This window comes from Microbacterium sp. Soil_N32, assembly GCF_057655505.1.
In genome coordinates this window covers 23,703-38,715 of record NZ_JBDGME010000018.1, presented here as the reverse complement: position 1 = coordinate 38,715, position 15,013 = coordinate 23,703, and the positions used below count along the sequence as shown (strand labels likewise).

General features: G+C 64.6%; 14 protein-coding genes and 1 pseudogene. 6 read left to right on the top strand and 9 right to left on the bottom strand.

From position 1 onward, the window contains the following. Nucleotides 1–58 precede the first annotated feature (58 nt). The 3 genes from AC3A3J_RS06470 to AC3A3J_RS06460 are packed head-to-tail and all read right to left on the bottom strand — an operon-like array spanning nucleotide 59 to nucleotide 934. Entirely contained in the window at nucleotides 59–388 is a 330-nt protein-coding gene (locus tag AC3A3J_RS06470; protein ID WP_487671496.1) for an Rv3654c family TadE-like protein, read from the bottom strand. Between the two features lie 40 nt (nucleotides 389–428). After that, the gene (locus tag AC3A3J_RS06465; RefSeq protein WP_487671495.1) at nucleotides 429–782 is read right to left on the bottom strand and encodes a TadE family type IV pilus minor pilin; all 354 of its coding nucleotides are present in this window, start codon (nucleotides 780–782) and stop codon (nucleotides 429–431) included. Further along, nucleotides 779–934, bottom strand: coding sequence for a DUF4244 domain-containing protein (locus AC3A3J_RS06460; protein ID WP_487671494.1), 156 nt, complete (start codon nucleotides 932–934; stop codon nucleotides 779–781). Before AC3A3J_RS06460 ends, AC3A3J_RS06465 begins: the two co-directional genes overlap by 4 nt. Between AC3A3J_RS06460 and AC3A3J_RS06455 the strand changes: the two genes are divergently transcribed. Further along, entirely contained in the window at nucleotides 922–2,409 is a 1,488-nt protein-coding gene (locus tag AC3A3J_RS06455) for a recombinase family protein (protein ID WP_487671493.1), read from the top strand. The two genes, AC3A3J_RS06460 and AC3A3J_RS06455, sit on opposite strands and share 13 nt — an antisense overlap. Before the next feature lie 1,412 nt (nucleotides 2,410–3,821). Here AC3A3J_RS06455 and AC3A3J_RS06450 read toward each other — a convergent pair. The 5 genes and pseudogenes from AC3A3J_RS06450 to AC3A3J_RS06430 all read right to left on the bottom strand — a co-directional run. Continuing rightward, on the bottom strand, nucleotides 3,822–4,475 hold the full coding sequence (locus tag AC3A3J_RS06450) for a hypothetical protein (RefSeq protein WP_487671492.1): 654 nt from the start codon (nucleotides 4,473–4,475) through the stop codon (nucleotides 3,822–3,824). Nucleotides 4,476–4,549: 74 nt separating this feature from the next. Next, nucleotides 4,550–5,704, bottom strand: a complete 1,155-nt coding sequence (locus tag AC3A3J_RS06445; RefSeq protein WP_487671491.1) for a plasmid recombination protein — start codon at nucleotides 5,702–5,704, stop codon at nucleotides 4,550–4,552. Nucleotides 5,705–5,966: 262 nt separating this feature from the next. Continuing rightward, nucleotides 5,967–8,684: a hypothetical protein gene (locus AC3A3J_RS06440; protein WP_487671490.1), complete on the bottom strand. Its 2,718-nt coding sequence runs from the start codon at nucleotides 8,682–8,684 to the stop codon at nucleotides 5,967–5,969. A gap of 239 nt (nucleotides 8,685–8,923) precedes the next feature. After that, nucleotides 8,924–9,061, bottom strand: coding sequence for a hypothetical protein (locus AC3A3J_RS06435; RefSeq protein ID WP_487671780.1), 138 nt, complete (start codon nucleotides 9,059–9,061; stop codon nucleotides 8,924–8,926). A gap of 9 nt (nucleotides 9,062–9,070) precedes the next feature. Next, nucleotides 9,071–9,271: pseudogene (locus AC3A3J_RS06430) on the bottom strand (helix-turn-helix domain-containing protein); the annotation flags it as partial. 986 nt (nucleotides 9,272–10,257) lie between these two features. On the opposite strand from AC3A3J_RS06430, the gene AC3A3J_RS06425 reads away from it, so the two are divergent. From AC3A3J_RS06425 to AC3A3J_RS06410, 4 genes are all read left to right on the top strand, one after another. After that, nucleotides 10,258–10,728, top strand: a complete 471-nt coding sequence (locus AC3A3J_RS06425) for a hypothetical protein (RefSeq protein ID WP_487671489.1) — start codon at nucleotides 10,258–10,260, stop codon at nucleotides 10,726–10,728. Beyond that, complete coding sequence (locus AC3A3J_RS06420) at nucleotides 10,634–11,377, top strand: tyrosine-type recombinase/integrase (protein WP_487671488.1); 744 nt, start codon at nucleotides 10,634–10,636, stop codon at nucleotides 11,375–11,377. Before AC3A3J_RS06425 ends, AC3A3J_RS06420 begins: the two co-directional genes overlap by 95 nt. Further along, nucleotides 11,367–11,714 (top strand): helix-turn-helix domain-containing protein, encoded by a 348-nt coding sequence (locus AC3A3J_RS06415; protein ID WP_487671771.1) that lies wholly within the window; start codon nucleotides 11,367–11,369, stop codon nucleotides 11,712–11,714. Before AC3A3J_RS06420 ends, AC3A3J_RS06415 begins: the two co-directional genes overlap by 11 nt. Before the next feature lie 170 nt (nucleotides 11,715–11,884). Further along, nucleotides 11,885–13,150 carry a hypothetical protein gene (locus tag AC3A3J_RS06410; protein WP_487671487.1) on the top strand — a complete coding sequence of 422 codons (1,266 nt, stop codon included), beginning with the start codon at nucleotides 11,885–11,887 and terminating at the stop codon, nucleotides 13,148–13,150. Nucleotides 13,151–13,153: 3 nt separating this feature from the next. On the opposite strand, the gene AC3A3J_RS06405 is transcribed toward AC3A3J_RS06410, so the two are convergent. Further along, nucleotides 13,154–13,513, bottom strand: coding sequence for an ArsR/SmtB family transcription factor (locus AC3A3J_RS06405; protein ID WP_487671486.1), 360 nt, complete (start codon nucleotides 13,511–13,513; stop codon nucleotides 13,154–13,156). Nucleotides 13,514–13,596: 83 nt separating this feature from the next. On the opposite strand from AC3A3J_RS06405, the gene AC3A3J_RS06400 reads away from it, so the two are divergent. Continuing rightward, a complete protein-coding gene (locus AC3A3J_RS06400; protein ID WP_487671485.1) occupies nucleotides 13,597–14,898 on the top strand; it encodes an NAD(P)-binding domain-containing protein in 1,302 nt (433 codons plus the stop codon). Nucleotides 14,899–15,013 lie beyond the last annotated feature (115 nt).

Sequence of the window (15,013 nt, the reverse complement as noted above, 5' to 3'; positions counted from 1 at the left end):
GCACACCATACACACCCCTTATCTGCGCCTGATCGGCAGCGGGGAGGTCGGTTCGCCGTCATTCGCCTTCGGGTGGCCCGGCACGAGCTCGGGAGACGGCTGCGAGTCCAGAGTACGCCGCCTGAACCTCCACGGTCGCCACGAAGCCCTCGACGCTGCAGTGCACCAGGCTCGCACCGGCAGCGCTCGCGACCCTCGCGGCCACCGCGCACGGGTCGTCGGTGGCGGGCACCGCACCGCTCGCGGTGTCGGCGGCGGCCAGGGCCGCGGCGTCGGCCGCGCCAGCGGCGCGCTGGGCGGTCACCGCCGCCCCGCCCATCGCGGCGAGCCCCAGCGCGAGCGACGACGAGACGACGAGCACCCCGGCGGCGAGCGCTGTGCCGGCCATCAGCGCGCACTCCTCGGCGGCGCCGATCGTCCGGCCGTCATCAGAGCCCTCCGGCGAGCGCGCAGCTCGACGCGGTCAGCGGCACCCGCAGTCCGCCGACCGCGAAGTCGCTCCGCGCACGGACGCACACGACCTCGCCCGACGGCGTCGAGGACCAGGAGGAGCCCGGTACGGCGCGCGCCAGCGCAGCTCCCGCCGCGGACGGCGGCTCACCCCGGCCGAGCAACCGGGCGGCGTCGGCGGTGGCGTCCTGCAGGGCCACCTGGCGCACGGCGGCTCCCATCGCCCCCACCCCGAGAGCGAGGACGAGCACCACGGCCGGAAGCGCGAGTGCCAGCTCCGCCGCGGCGGATCCCCGGTCGTCGGCGCGCCCGCGCCCTCGGGAGCCGATCACGAGACGGTGAGCGCGCGGCGCACGAGATCAGTGAGGATGCCACGCACCTCGTCGGACCGCATGATGACGACGAGAAGCCCGGCGAAGGCGACCGCGGCCGCCGTGGTCGCCGAAAGGCATACTCTGCCAAGATGGCAGTATGACCTCTGCACCTGGCCCCGTCCCGCGCGTTGCCATCTATGCAAGGCAATCGGTCGACGAAGATCAGGGCATCGCTCAACAGCTCGATGACTGCCGGGCAGAAGTTCACCGCCGCGGCTGGCGCATCGTCTCGGAACACCAGGATAACGACACGTCCGCGTCCAAAGAGCGAGGACCGAAAACTGCGTGGTCAGCGATGCTGAGGGCCTTCGACGCCGGTGAGTTCGACACCATCATCGTTACCGAGACATCGCGCATCACCCGCAGCCTTGTCGACGTGCTCGACATACGACCGCCGCGCCGCGACGTCAGAGTGGTCGTCATCCGCGAGGGCATTGACACTGAGCTGGATGACTTCATGCTCAAGCAACTCGTGCTTCTCGCTGAACGCGAGGTCCGAATCAAGACGGAAAGAGCCGCCCGCTACGCCGTGGGGCGACGCCTCGCAGGACATCCCACACCGGGAAAGCCCCCGCACGGGTATAGCTGGGTACCGAGCATCGAAAGAGATGCAGCCGGCACGAGGTACAGAGTCAACGAAGCTGAAGCCGAGGACATTCGACAGATATTTCGCGAGTTCCTGGCTGGAGCCCCACTCGCTCAGATCGCGCGAGATCTCAGCGACGCTGGCAGATTGACGCGACGAGGCGTCCGCTGGCAGTCAACGACAGTTCGACGGGTCCTACTGAATCCTCTCTACGCGGCGCTTCTTCCGCCAGCTCAGCCGGCTGGTGAGTTCGACGCGACGACTATCGACCTGGAGTCCTGCACCTCGGGCGCATGGGAACCCATCATCGAGCGCGAACAGTTGGTTGCAAGCCGTGGGCGCCTGATCGGCGTTCGACCGAACCACAGCGGCACTGCACGAAAGTGGCTCCTATCTGGGCTCGCTGTGTGCGCGATATGCTCGCGCTCCGTCCGTTCAGCCAGCGGCGAGACCCATCCCACAACGCGCAAAGGTGGCGGCGGCGCGGCACCGTCGCGTCGCTACCACGCGTATCGGTGTCCGAATGGTCACTTCATGCGCAATGGGGACATCATCGACCAGTACGTCTCGGAGGTCTGTATCGCGCGCCTCGCGGAGAAGGACGCTGCCGACCTCGTGGCACCGCGTTCAGACTCAATCGACGTCGCCACGCTGAACTCGACGCGCGAAGCGTTGAAGCGCCGCCGACAGTCGATCGCGAGTTTTGTCGCGCGCGGGCTGATGACCGACACCGAGGCAGACGAGAGCCTGACGAGTATCGCGGACGAGCTGCAGACGATCGACGACCAGATAGCGCGCGCTGTTCTAAATGACCCGCTGGCCGAGTTGGTTCTTGTCGACGATGTCCGAGAATGGTGGGGTGGCGCGACCTTGGCTCGACGACGCCTTCTCGTCGAGACGCTCATGGTGGTCAGAATCCACCCGGTGGGTCACGGCAAGCGAGTAACAACTATCGGCGGCGCCGCGGACAGCGTCACCCTGGAATGGACGAAGAGGTAGAGCTCCTCACGGCGCGCCCTCCCCGACAGCGAGGGGCTGGGTGATCGGCAGCTGTCCACGCAGCGGCTCGCTATCCGGGAGGACGTTCATGTTATCCAGGCCGCGATCATCGCCACCTGCCGAGTCGTCGTTCACATACGCCTGCAGTCTCTCGGCAGCCTTCCGCCTGGTTACCGACGACGGTATGGTGCACCGCATGGCGGTGAACCAGCACCTTTACTTCCTGGTACACGCCTCGCATGAGCGGTTTACGGTCGGTATCGCGACGGACCCCCGGTTGCGCTGGGCCGGGATCCAGCCTCATGATCAGACAGATCTTGCGGCGTCGCTCGCTTTCGACATCAGCAGCGAGGCGAGAGCCAAGTGGACCGAGGAGACGCTCCACCGCGCGTCATCCGACTCGCGCTTCAGGATGCCCTCGAATATCGCCGGGCATACAGAATGGTTCAACTTCGCTGCCTTTGACAGAGCGCGCGCCTACGCGAGCTCGAACCGCGAATTCCTTGGCATCAGCGAGGGGTATACGATCCCCGCTCGCCCGAGGCCGCACGCTGGAGGATACGGACGTACTCAAACCAGATCACGAATGTCTTTCGCCGAGCGCATCGCTATGTCAGTTCCGCGCAACGCGTCGACTGCGGACATGGTCGAGGCATACACATCATTACTGATCGCTAGCGACGCACTTCTCGGGTCCGCGGCCGATGAGTCCGGAGAGATGAATCTCTATCTGCATCTAGACCGCATCGCACTAGAGGAGGTTCTTCTAGCAAAGAAGATTCCTTGGTGGGAATCCGGCCCCCCGATTCGCGCGCATCTTCGGGACCGTCATTTACGACGATCCGTTCATCCGGCTTGGCATTTACCCGTCGTTCGTCGGGTTACCGGAGCGCGACGGTTCGGACACGTGGGTTCCGACAGCCCCGGGATTCGAACGAGTGCGTTCAGCCATCGACCGCCTGATAGCAGCGACACCCAGCATTCACATCGCGCATCCCGCACGCAGTCTGGATGCCCACGCCTTCTGGCCGTAGCCTACTCTGCGCAAGCCTCGACGCAGGCTTCGGAGGACGAACGATACGAACCACGTCGACCGTGACGACAGGGCACGTCTCATGGCCGACCTGGGGCGGATGAGCCGACGGGGAGAGGTGGCCTCCATCCGGTCTCAACATGACCACTATATGGTCACCGTGTCTCGAACGAAGATCGGGGTGACCAGCAGCTGGTCACTCCGAGGCCATCTGAAGACCAGTTTATGTCCAAAATTGTGATCTATCTGGTCGTGGTGAATGGGTGACCACTATGTGGTCATCATGAGCCCCTCGAAAGACCAAGAGAAGGCCATCAGGTGCGTCGGCACAGTCGGCGATCATCGTTCGTGCAGATGCCTCACCGAGCAGTCGGAGACATCAGCGCCAACGCTCGCCCTCCAATATGTCCTCGAGCGCGTCGAGCGTGCCGCCATTTCTGAACCACTCCACGGGTGTGTGTTCGCCCTCGGTCACCATGGTGTCCTGCGGTGTGGACATCAGGCCTGCGACAGAGATCCAGTGCTTGTGTCCGACCAGTGCGATGATCTCCGGGAGGTGCGGCAGAAGCTTGCCGGGAGAGGACAGGCTGAACTGCCACGAAGGGAAGCGGCGTCGGCCGGCAATCTCGACGGCATAGAGTTTCCTCGCGGTTACGAGGTCGTCAAGTTCCTGGTGGTTGAGATTCAAGAAGCCTCGGACAGCGTCATCCGACATACTGCTGTGAAGGTTCGTTACGAGGGTGTTTGCGACGCTGGCGGGCAGCGCGCCCCGTCGGACGCGCGTGGCGATGTCGTCGAACTCCTCAGGAGTGAACTCACCGGAGGTGATCAGGAACTCGGCCTCCTCCGGTGTCAGGGACGGCGCGTCCGTCATCGGGCGTTCGGCAAGAAGCGACCCGGTCAACGCGCGTGCGATGTAGTCGCCGTCGGCGTTGAGGCGCGTGATCGCGTCTTCCAGGGCCTGCATCGCATCGGCGGAAGGCTGAGCCTGGAAGCGTGCGTTAGCTGTCGATCGAGATTCATCAGCGGTCATACGGCCAGCGTAGAAGGGACTACTGACGAAAAGGAGGAGCAATCCCAACTGACTGCCCCTCCTCTTCGCCTGATCTAGCGTTCGGGAGCGTCTTTCGGCGTCTCGACGAAAGTCGAAGATTGATCGAACCTGCGCTTGATCTCGGCACGCATCTTGATCCGATCCGCTTCGTACCGGCGTCGAATCGGCTGGCCGCCGATCATGGTCTTGTCCAGCCAGCGCTCGAAGAACGGTGGGAAGGCTTCAAGGCGCTGGTTGAGCAACGCCAAGCGGTCGCGTTCGGTTGCGGCCTCCTCGCGGGCTCGTTCTGCCTTCAGGTGTGCTTCACGAGCGCGGCGCGCAAGCTGTCTCGCCGCGTCCGACTCTTGGGCTGCTCGTGCTTGCACGGCAGCTACCTCCCGCTGGCGCTCACCAACTTTCCCCTCTCGGTCGACTACAGCGGACTCCCGATCGCTCAGCGCAGCCGAGCGCTTGGCGAGACTCTTGTTCCGCTGCAGACTCACATCGAGCTCGAACTCGAGCGCACTGGTCGCATCGCGTAACCGATCCGCTTTGGCCTGGAACTCGCTGCTACTGAGGTGCTCCCGCGATCGTTCCGTGACGCGATATTCGACGTCGTACCCCGCAGCCGCGACAGCATCGCGAACTTCTCTGTGCTGGCGTTTGAGGTCCGCTGGCCCCTTGAAGAAGTCCTTCTGCGCCAGCCGCCCATCAGGTGTGACTGGAGTGATCATGAGCTGCAGGCCGGGATTGACCTCGTCGAGATGCATCGACATGCCGATGATGTTCTTCTCTCCGAACTCGCCTCGCGCCCAGTCGATCGCAGCGCGCGTGTACTCGGCTGCTTGCCGATTCAGCCCAGCCTCACGCCAACCCGGGTTGTGTGTCTCGAACCACCTCGGGTCCAGTTGAAGTACCACGCCTCTTATGAGCACGGCGTCCTTTCGCAACGCTCTCGTGACGGTGCTCAGGCGTTGCTGAAGGTAGTCGTCGAACTCGTCGCTCGGTGGCCGGCCGTCGATCGACTGGGGACGTCTGTAGCCGCCCTTGCCGTCGTTGACGAACGTGCTGTTGAGTTCTGTTCGCTCGGCCACGATGTTGCGATTTGCCTGGGGAAACGAGAAGCCAGCCGCTTGGTCGACGTCCCGCGCGATGTGCCTAAAGAAGGCCTTCGCGTGCCCTCCGCGCCCCACTTTGTGGGACACGTCGTAGGTCATCGTGTAGCTCATGCTTCGCTCCCCTCGACCGCTTCCGTGACCTGTTCCGTCCTCGACGCAACCGGCCACGGAGCCTCCGGCGGCTCTCCCGAGGGGCTTCTCCTGTCGCTCATCCGAACACCACCCCTGTGCTTCCTTTGGAGGGTGGTGTTCTCCTTCGCGTCAGAAGAAGGTGTAGCCCCATACACTTCTGAGCCCGCTTCGCTCGTCAGAAGCTTCTGGTGCCCTCCGGGGGCCGCTGCGCGGGCGAGGCAGCAACAACGTCGACGACCGCTCACGACGCACCTCCGGAACAGATCGAAGGCGCTCCACCGATGCCTGTTGACATCATCCGCGAGAGCCAAGGCTCGAGCTCCGATAGAGGGAGCATCTGCGATGTCCGCTCCGGTCGTCGGGCGTTCTTCCAGTCGCCCTCGCTCACCGTGCCGAGCCCCCATCGCGCGAGCCACTCGAGACGCTCGGCGACGCTGAGCTCGCGAGCCGCCAGCGTTGGGATCGTGACGATGCCCTGTCGGTGTGCCATGACGATCGATATCAACACAGCGCGACGAGGGGTGACGATCCTGTGCCCTTTGCCATGAGCGAATCGAACGTGCCAGTCCCTCCATTCGTCGACGGTCCGTAGACAGCCAGTGTTCGCAATTTCCCGAGCGATGGCTCGTGCACGCAGACACTCCTCGATGGTTTCCCACGGAGCCGTCGGGAAGGTCGCCAACTCGTGTGTGGACCCGTCCGGCAGAGGGACCGCCTCTGCCACGATCGAATCCATCAGCGGTCGACGCTTGAGATCGAAATCCATGCTGACGGCACGCTCGACGCGAGACGGAACGAAGTCCTTGCGCCCTTCCTTCCTTGAGAGCTCTTGAAAGCTTGGGAATCGGCGGTAGGCGTTCTCGACCCGACCCTCGCGGGTGACAACGCTCGCCAGGAGTTCTTCACGGTCCTCGCGGCTATCGGCGGCGATCCCCTCCGAGCGCTTCAACCCGTTATGCGCACAGACGCCGTTCACGCTGAGTGAGACGTTGCCGCGCGTGGTGACGTTCACCAGGTCGTTCTGCTCGTGCTTGGCCTCCCAGATAGTCGGGTCTCCGGTGAGCGCTGTCCGCGCTTCCCTGAGGTGGCCAGCGAGGCCGTAGAGATCAAGAGCCTCGACATCGCTGACTGTCCAATCAGTGATGAAGCCATCTGTGGTGACCGAGAAGACCTGTCCGCCTCGTTCAGCGATCTGATTCATCGTTGCCAACAGCTGGGCCCGGACGAGGCTGGTGGTGGTCGCAGCGTGAGAAGGGCTCGAGATCGCGGACCCACCCACGTTGTCCATTTCCTGCTTGTAAGCGTCCCACGAGCGCTGTTCAGCGACGTCCTGGGCGGTCTTCCCGTAGATCGTGTTAACACTCGTCTTGAGTGTCTGCTCTTCGAGCGACCCCTTCCCGAAGAGACGCTTGGCGGTCGCTCGGTCCTCAATCAACTGACGCACTCCATGACGCAGCGAAAGGCTCAACGAGCCATCGAAGCGGCGAGCGACTCGCCCGGCGAACCCGATCTGGCAGAAGACGGTCGCGCCGAGCTTGAGAGCGAGCCAGAGTTCAGGACCGCAGACCCAGGTCCCGGCTACCCCTTCGCTCGTGCGCGGATAAATGAGCGTTCCATCCCCCACGATCGGGAGCGTCGGATAGGTGACGCTCTCAGGGAAGTCGAACGACACAAACCCGACGAATGATGAGGTCGGCTCCGGCACGTCACCGGGAGTCAGCTGCCGTTCATGGATGACGTTCTCGATGCACCCCGTCTCCCAGTCGAGATCGGGCACGAGCGCCATGGCTGTGGGGTAAGCGTTCTTCGCATCAATATCGATGGTGCGGATCGGGTAGTAGCCCGGGGCGGGACAGGCGTTCAATCCGCCGTGATACGCAGAAGCGAAGGCTTTGCTGAGCTGAGCCGCAGCGCCATCGACAGGCGCCCGACCCCGCTTCGCGTAAAACGTCAGCTCGTCGCCTTCTTCCACCACATCCACCGCTTCCTCCTCCACGAGCCCCGAGAACGCGAGCCTGAACTCCTTTGGAGTAGTAACCCCGAAATACTCGGACCCCGAGGCAACGAGGGACGCGGCGGCGCCACCGCCGAGAGTTACGGGAGGGAGCACGCCTTCACCCCAGATTCGCGCGAGGAACTCCACGACGATCTCCGCGTCGTTCACGCCGTAGTCCAGAAATTCGCTGAGATGATGCTGGCGGTACTCAGTCATCCGCGAGATCCAGTCGCCTGGCACTTCGAGCTTCTCGATGCCAGCGGCCATGCCGATGGCCGCGAGCGTCCGCTGCCCTGCCGGAGCGTGGGTCATCGTGTCGCGGACGGTAACGCTCAGCGACCGCCACCAGCCGTAGTCGTCGCCTCGCTGATCGCCATTCTGAAGGCGGAAGGGCAAAAGCGTGACGAGCCCGCCCGCAGCGGACGTCAGCCGCGTGAGGTGATCCGTGACCCGACCGCCACCCCGAAAAGTCGTAAGGTCTGCCGCGCCAAAGTGACAGGCGAGCACGATGGGAACGCGCCAAGGTGCGAGCGCAGCCGCCCGCGCCTCCCAATCCCGAGGATCGGCGGCCCAGGCGCGAGCGGCGTCCCCGGAAGGCCCGGCGCCGGCGCGCTCAAGAACAGTACTTCGGCGCACGCCACGGTCGTCCACCCCGTCCCGAACCAGAGGCGATCGCCACAAAGACGCAGCCCGAACGACCTCCCAGAGGGCAGTGTGCATCCCAACGCGTCGCCCGTTTAGCGGCAAGATGACGATCTGAACCATGAGTGTCGGATCACTCAGATCGGGCGTCGCGAACTGCCAACTGTCAACGTTCCGCACCCCTCCGAGGGTCGTGAACTCCGTGTCGAAGCCCACGATGATCGCTCGGCGCTCAGTCCCCATCGAACGGACCGAGACAAGATCACCGAAGTTAGCGCCCGCGCTGGCGAAAACACCGGAGTTCGCGCGGCCGGCGGACACGGGGTCATAAGCACGGGGACCCATACGGGGCTTATGACCCCGCGGCGAGATCCGCGGAAAATCAAGGGTTTCATGCGCTCGCTTGCGCTCGATTGCTGGGGGTCTTGTCCGAAGACCCCCAGCAATCGAGCGCATCTGAGCGGTCGGAACTTGGCGCGGTACCCGGCGGCTTAGTACCTGGAACCGACCGCCTGCGTCCGTCAGCTCTTTCGCTTTCCAGCCTGTGTGAAAGGGGATGTTCACGCGGCACCCCCGATGATCACGGCGAGCCGCTCGCGCTGCTCCGCGGTGAGGCGGGGAGCAGCCGCGACAACGCGCGCGACGGCGGAGTCGATCTCTTCGGCTGCACGCGGGCGGCCGATGGCCGGGCTAGCCATCGCATCGAGATGTGCGGACTGCACGTAGATTCGGCGGCCGATTCGTTCCGCGGGCAGCGTGCCGTCAGCGATCCACTTGCGAAGCGTCGAGTATCCGATCCGTCGAGCGTTCGCAGCTTCTTGAAGGGTGAGTAGTGGCCGGGTTTGGGTTACGACGTGAGCAGGCAAGCCCGCTCCTCTCTTTCGAGAAGGAGCACCTGCATGTCTCACGGGACACCTGCCAGTGCCACCCCGCCAGGATCGCGCCTTTACAATCCGTTGTTCACCAGTACGTTGACCCAGGGTTCAAGCATGCGCTGGTGATCGCATTCGCCTAGGGCTTTGGCCTCTTCTGTGAGACGGGCGGGCGGCCATCCCCGGTTCCGTCTGGTGCAGCCCGAAACTTTTTCGAACCGAGATAAATGTAACGTTCACGAGCGCTCGCGTCAATACAGATCTGCTCATTTATGAGCGGATAACGCGATCGCGAGTTTATCAAGATAGAACAAATCTTCGAATCTTGGTATCGTGTTCTCGGCCGGAGAAAGGACGCCGGATGGGGACGAGTAAGAGGTTAGCCCCCTACTACGACATGCAAGCTCAGCACCAGGCCGTACTGACGGCGGCTCGAGGCGGCCCGTTGCAGTCGCTCTCCGATCGGGAACTGGCACTTCGGGAACAACCGCTGACGATGTACCCGCAGCCATACCGACGGGTACGAGCATGGGTCCGCTTTGGCCCCGCGGCGATACGTGTGGCCGCCAAACTCGCCCGCTCTACGCCCACTGCTGCTGGCATCGAGTTTCGAGCTGGCGATCGCGTCTTCCGTTGTTGGGTTTGGGGGAACGCGATTACCGCGACCGACGACGTCTAGACCGCTCTCATCGCCCGAGGCGTAGGGTCTCTCGTGTGTGCGGCCGATTCGCGAACGACGCCAGACCAAGCAGTATCGACATCAGATGCATCACTTGCTTGCGATTGCATGGTTGATCTGGAGTTTCTCGGTCGCGGCAGGAGGCTCGGCGGGAGCTGGCCGCCGAGCCCAGGAGTGGATCACGGGCGGCGTGGCGCGTATGGTGCCGACAAGGGTGATTCGGCTACCAAGTCACCTTCTTGCCTGCTGGGGTGGTGCTTCACGAACGTGTCCAACAGCCTCTGCGGGTGAAGATCATGGAGAGTGGTTGCAACAATGATGCAACTGCTGCAACCATGGAGGGGTGCGTTCTGGTTCCGATGTTGATGGTCGCTCTTCGCTGCGGCTGACAGGAAATGTCGTCGCCCTCGATGAGGGGAAGTACGTCTTCGAGTCGATGCTGGATGGCTGGGCGAACCAGCAGACAAGTCGCGGTTTGCAGGCGACCACCATCGATTCGCGCCGGCGGTTCATCGAGGATTTCGCCGAGTTCTGCGCGGCGTACCCGTGGCAGTGGCAGCCGCGGGATCTCGAGGACTATTCAGTGCGCGTGCGACCCGGCAAGGGTCCCTTGAAGCGGTCAACGATTCGGGGGTATCAGACGAGGATCCGTCTGTTCTGCGACTTCCTCACTGACCCGCGGTACGGCTGGCAGGCGGAGTGTCTGGCTCGGTTCGGGGATGCGCCGCAGCAGATCTGCCATGACTGGAACACGATCTCGCACCTGCTCGACCATGAGGGGGGATCCCGGGCGACGTGCCCTCACTTTCGATGAGCTGGAGCGGTTCTTCGATGCTGCGGATGCTCGGGTCGAGGCGATCGTACGTGCCAGGAGGAAGGGTGCGCTTGCTGCGCTCCGGAACGCGCAGATGTTCAAGACCATCTACGCCTTTGGGCTGCGGCGTTCCGAGTGCATTGGGCTCGACGTTGCCGATCTGCGGTCGAACCCGGTGGCCCCGGGGTTCGGGAGTTTCGGAGCGGTGTATGTCCGGCACGGGAAGGGCAGTCGGGGCACCGGTCCGAAGCGACGGACCGTGCTGACTCTGCCCGAGTTCGACTGGGTCGTTGACGGCCTCACCCATTGGGTGGACCAGGGCCGGCCGCGGGTGGTCGGTGATTGGGAGACGGACATCCTCTGGCCGACGGAGCGCAGGACCAGAATCGGTGGCCGCTACCTGAACGACCGTTTCGCCGAGCTGCGCGACGAAGCCGGACTTCCGGAAGAGCTGGTTCTGCACTCGCTGCGGCACACCTATGTGACGAACCTCATCGAGTGGGGCTACAGCGAGAAGTTCGTGCAGGATCAGGTGGGCCACACGTTCGCTTCGACGACGGCGATCTACACGTCTGTCGGGGACGACTATAAGAACCGGGTGCTCGCTGATGCGCTCAAGAGGAACACGGAGGACCGTGATGGGGACTGACTCGAAGGGGCCGATCGACTGGCACCTGCGTGCTCTGATGGCCGAGGCTGGGATGTTCCAGACCACGGAGCTGCTCGCGCCGCTGCGCGAGCAGGGCATCGTCTTGTCCCGCGAGCAGGTGTATCGACTGGTCACCAAAGCACCGGAGCGGTTGAACGTCGAAGTTCTTGCGGCGCTGTGCCGCATCTTCGGATGCCAGCCGAACGACCTCATCACTGTCGTGGCGCGACCGGCAGCGGCGAAGAAGACGGGCACTGGGCGGGGGCGTGGCACGGCGATCGGGGACCTTCGTCCTGTGCGTGCGCGACTTCATCGTCCCGCCGATCCAGGCCGATGACGGCTACGCCGTCACAGACGTGTGACCGTTGCGGGCGTTCGAGCGCGGGCCGTTACTCGCTGCTCGGCGAGAAGATCTGCAACGTCTGCTACAGCGCGCTCCGCAGGAACCCGTCAGAGTGTCCGTTGTGCGGGAACATCCGAGTCCTCGCATTTCGCACCGATGAAGGCGTGATCACCTGTGCGATCTGCGCCGGACACCCGCCACGGTTCGCGTGCCGCACGTGCGGCAGTGAGGAGTTCCTGACCGGAACGCACTGCGGGCGATGCCGGCTGCAGGCACGACTGGACGAGCTCATCGGACCCAAGGGATCGGCTCCGATCGAGCTGACCAGGCTTCGCGTGTACCTTGCGAACGCGCCGATGGACCCGCGTTCGGTGGTGCGCTGGCTGCGGCGGTCGCACGTCACAGAGACCCTGCGCGGCATGGCCACGGGCGCGCTGCCCGTTGATCACTCGTCTCTTGATCAACTCCAGCAAAGGCCAGCAACGCGGTATTTCCGGCGTCTGCTCATCGAAGCCCAGGTGCTGCCGAACATCCACGTGCTGCAGCACGAGCTCACGCTGCACGTTGCCGCGGTGGCTGCGACTCTCGAGCGCCCGACCGGGAACAAGCTCCGCCGCTTCTACAGATGGGACGTGTTGCCCAAGCTTCACAGGCGCTATCGAGACCGCGATCGAGACCTGTCCAACGAGGCCTTCATCGGCCAGCGCGGGAAACTGGCCGCGGTCGTCCGGTTCCTGACCTGGATGGATGCTCGCGGGCTCGCCGTCAGTGACCTTGATCAACGCACGCTCGATCACTACATCGCCCGCGTCAAGACGCGAGAGCCCGTGGAGCACTTCGTGCGGTGGGCGACCAAGACGCGGCTGACGGGCGACCTCGCCACCAACGTCCGGGCTGCACGAAACACGATGTCGAACGTGACCGAGGAGGAGCTGTGGCGCGATATCGACCTTCTGCTCAACGGAGAAGATGTGGAACTGGAAGTGCGCGTGGCAGGGCTGTTCATGCTCCTCTATGCGCAGATCCTCGGACGCGCCGTCAGTATGACTCGCGACCGAGTAGACGCCACCGGGGCGCAGGTGACCGTGCGGTTCGGGGTCACGCCCGTCGTGCTCGATGACCGGGTCGGGGACATCGTCAGACGGCACCTCTCCGCCGCGCCGCGACGGGGATACGCCGCGGGGGAATCGAGCTGGCTGTTCGAGGGACTCTCGCCCGGCGCTCACATGACTGCGGCCTACATCAGGCTGCGCCTCACGGAACTCGGGATCCGTCCACGCGTGTCACGCGAGACCCGGATGAACCTGCTGAGCATGCGGATGCCCTCGGCCGTGGTTGCCGACGTCATCGGAATCGGCAACCACACGGCGGACCGGCGTAAGAGCAAAGCCGGCGGGATCTGGTCGAACTACCCAGCCGTGCGTCGATGACTACTAGTTCGCACTGCCCAGCGCGGCAGGTCGCAGCGCATCCGCGGCCGCCTCGAGCGCCCCGTCGTTGAGCGCGAAGTACGCCCACTTCCCGCGCTGTTCCCGGGTGACAAGCCCGGCGTCGGTGAGGAGCTTCATGTGGTGCGAGACCGTCCCCTGTGACAATCCGACCGGCTCGATGAGGTCGCAGATGCAGGCCTCGCCGCCTTCGGTGCCGGCGATAAGGGAGAGCAGCATCACGCGGGTCGGATCACCGATGGCCTTGAACACCCGAGCGGAACGCTCGGCCTCCTCGGGGGTGATCGATGCGGTGATGCGCGGCACGCAGCACGTGCTCTGCTCGGTGGTCACGGGGAGGCTCATGCGGATAGTCTGACACGTATTGACAAACTTCGATAGGTAAGCGAGTGTTCTCGTATTGAAGTTTTTCGATCTGAGGAGATGTGATGTCTGAGCTTCCTGTCGTCGTCATCGGTGCCGGTCCGCAGGGCCTGGCTGCAGCCGCCCACCTGACCGAACGCGGCGTTGACGCCGTGGTCGTCGAGCGGGGCGGCTCGGCCGGTGCTGCCGTGTCCGAGTGGGGACACGTGCGACTGTTCTCCGGGTGGCCGGAGCTCACCGATGCCGCAGCGCGACGCCTTCTCGAGCCGACCGGCTGGACGGCGCCAGCAAGCGGCTACCCGACCGGGGCTGAGTGGGTCAGCGAGTACCTTTCCCCGCTCGCCGACGCTCTGGGCGACCGGGTGCTCTACGGCACGACCGTCACCGGTGTCGCTCGTCAGGGTCGAGATAAGGTCGTCGCGAGCGGCCGGAAGGCGCAGCCGTTCGTCGTGCACACGGTCGACCAGGACGGCCGTGATGGCCGCATCCTCGCCAGCTCTGTAATCGACGCGACCGGCACGTGGTCACTTCCGAACCCCGCGGGCGCTGACGGATACCCCGCGGTCGGCGAGACGGCTGCCTCGGAGCGCATCTCATACCGGATCCCAGACGACGTGTTCGAGCTGGCCGGCTCGCACGTGGTCGTCGTCGGCGCCGGCCACTCCGCGACGCACGCAGTGCTGCGCCTGAGTGAGTTGGCGCGTCGCGAGCCGGGCACCAAGGTGACCTGGCTGCTGCGCCGCGGGAGTGCAACGAACGTGTTCGGCGGCGGAACGGGAGATGAGCTGCCCGAGCGGGCCGCACTCGGCTCCCGCGCACGCAAGGTCATCGAAGCCGGCGTCGTCGAGGTCGTCACCGGGTTCCGCGTCGCGGAGTTCCAGCAGGACGGCGACACGCTCACGATCCTCGCCGAGAACGGCCAGGAGATCTCGGGTGTCACGCGCGTCTTCGCCCTCACCGGGTTCCGCCCCGACACCAGCATCCTGCGGGAGGTGCGCATCGAGCTCGACGGATCGCTGGACGCCGTGGCCGGGATCGCCTCGGAGATCGACCCCAACATCCACGCCTGCGGCTCGGTGGGAGCGACCGGCGCACGCCAGCTCGCACAGCCGGAGAAGGACCTGTTCATCGTCGGTGCGAAGTCCTACGGCCGCGCCCCCACCTTCCTCGCGCTCACCGGCTACGAGCAGGTGCGCAGCGTCGCAGCCCACCTTGCCGGCGACCATGAGGCCGCGGACCGCAACGAGCTTGTCCTGCCCGACACCGGAGTGTGCGGCGGCGCCGGCGGCTTCGACGCCGAAGGCAGCAGCTGCTGCGCCACACCGTCCGTGCTGCAGATCGGCTCGCGCCCCGTCACCGTCGGCTGACGGTCTCGGAAAGAGGGCGGCTTCCCGTGGGAGGCCGCCCTCTTCGCGTGTCCAGGTGAAGAGTCGGTGAACGACGCCAGCGCCGATTGCGCCTTGCATAGATTGATGTCAATAT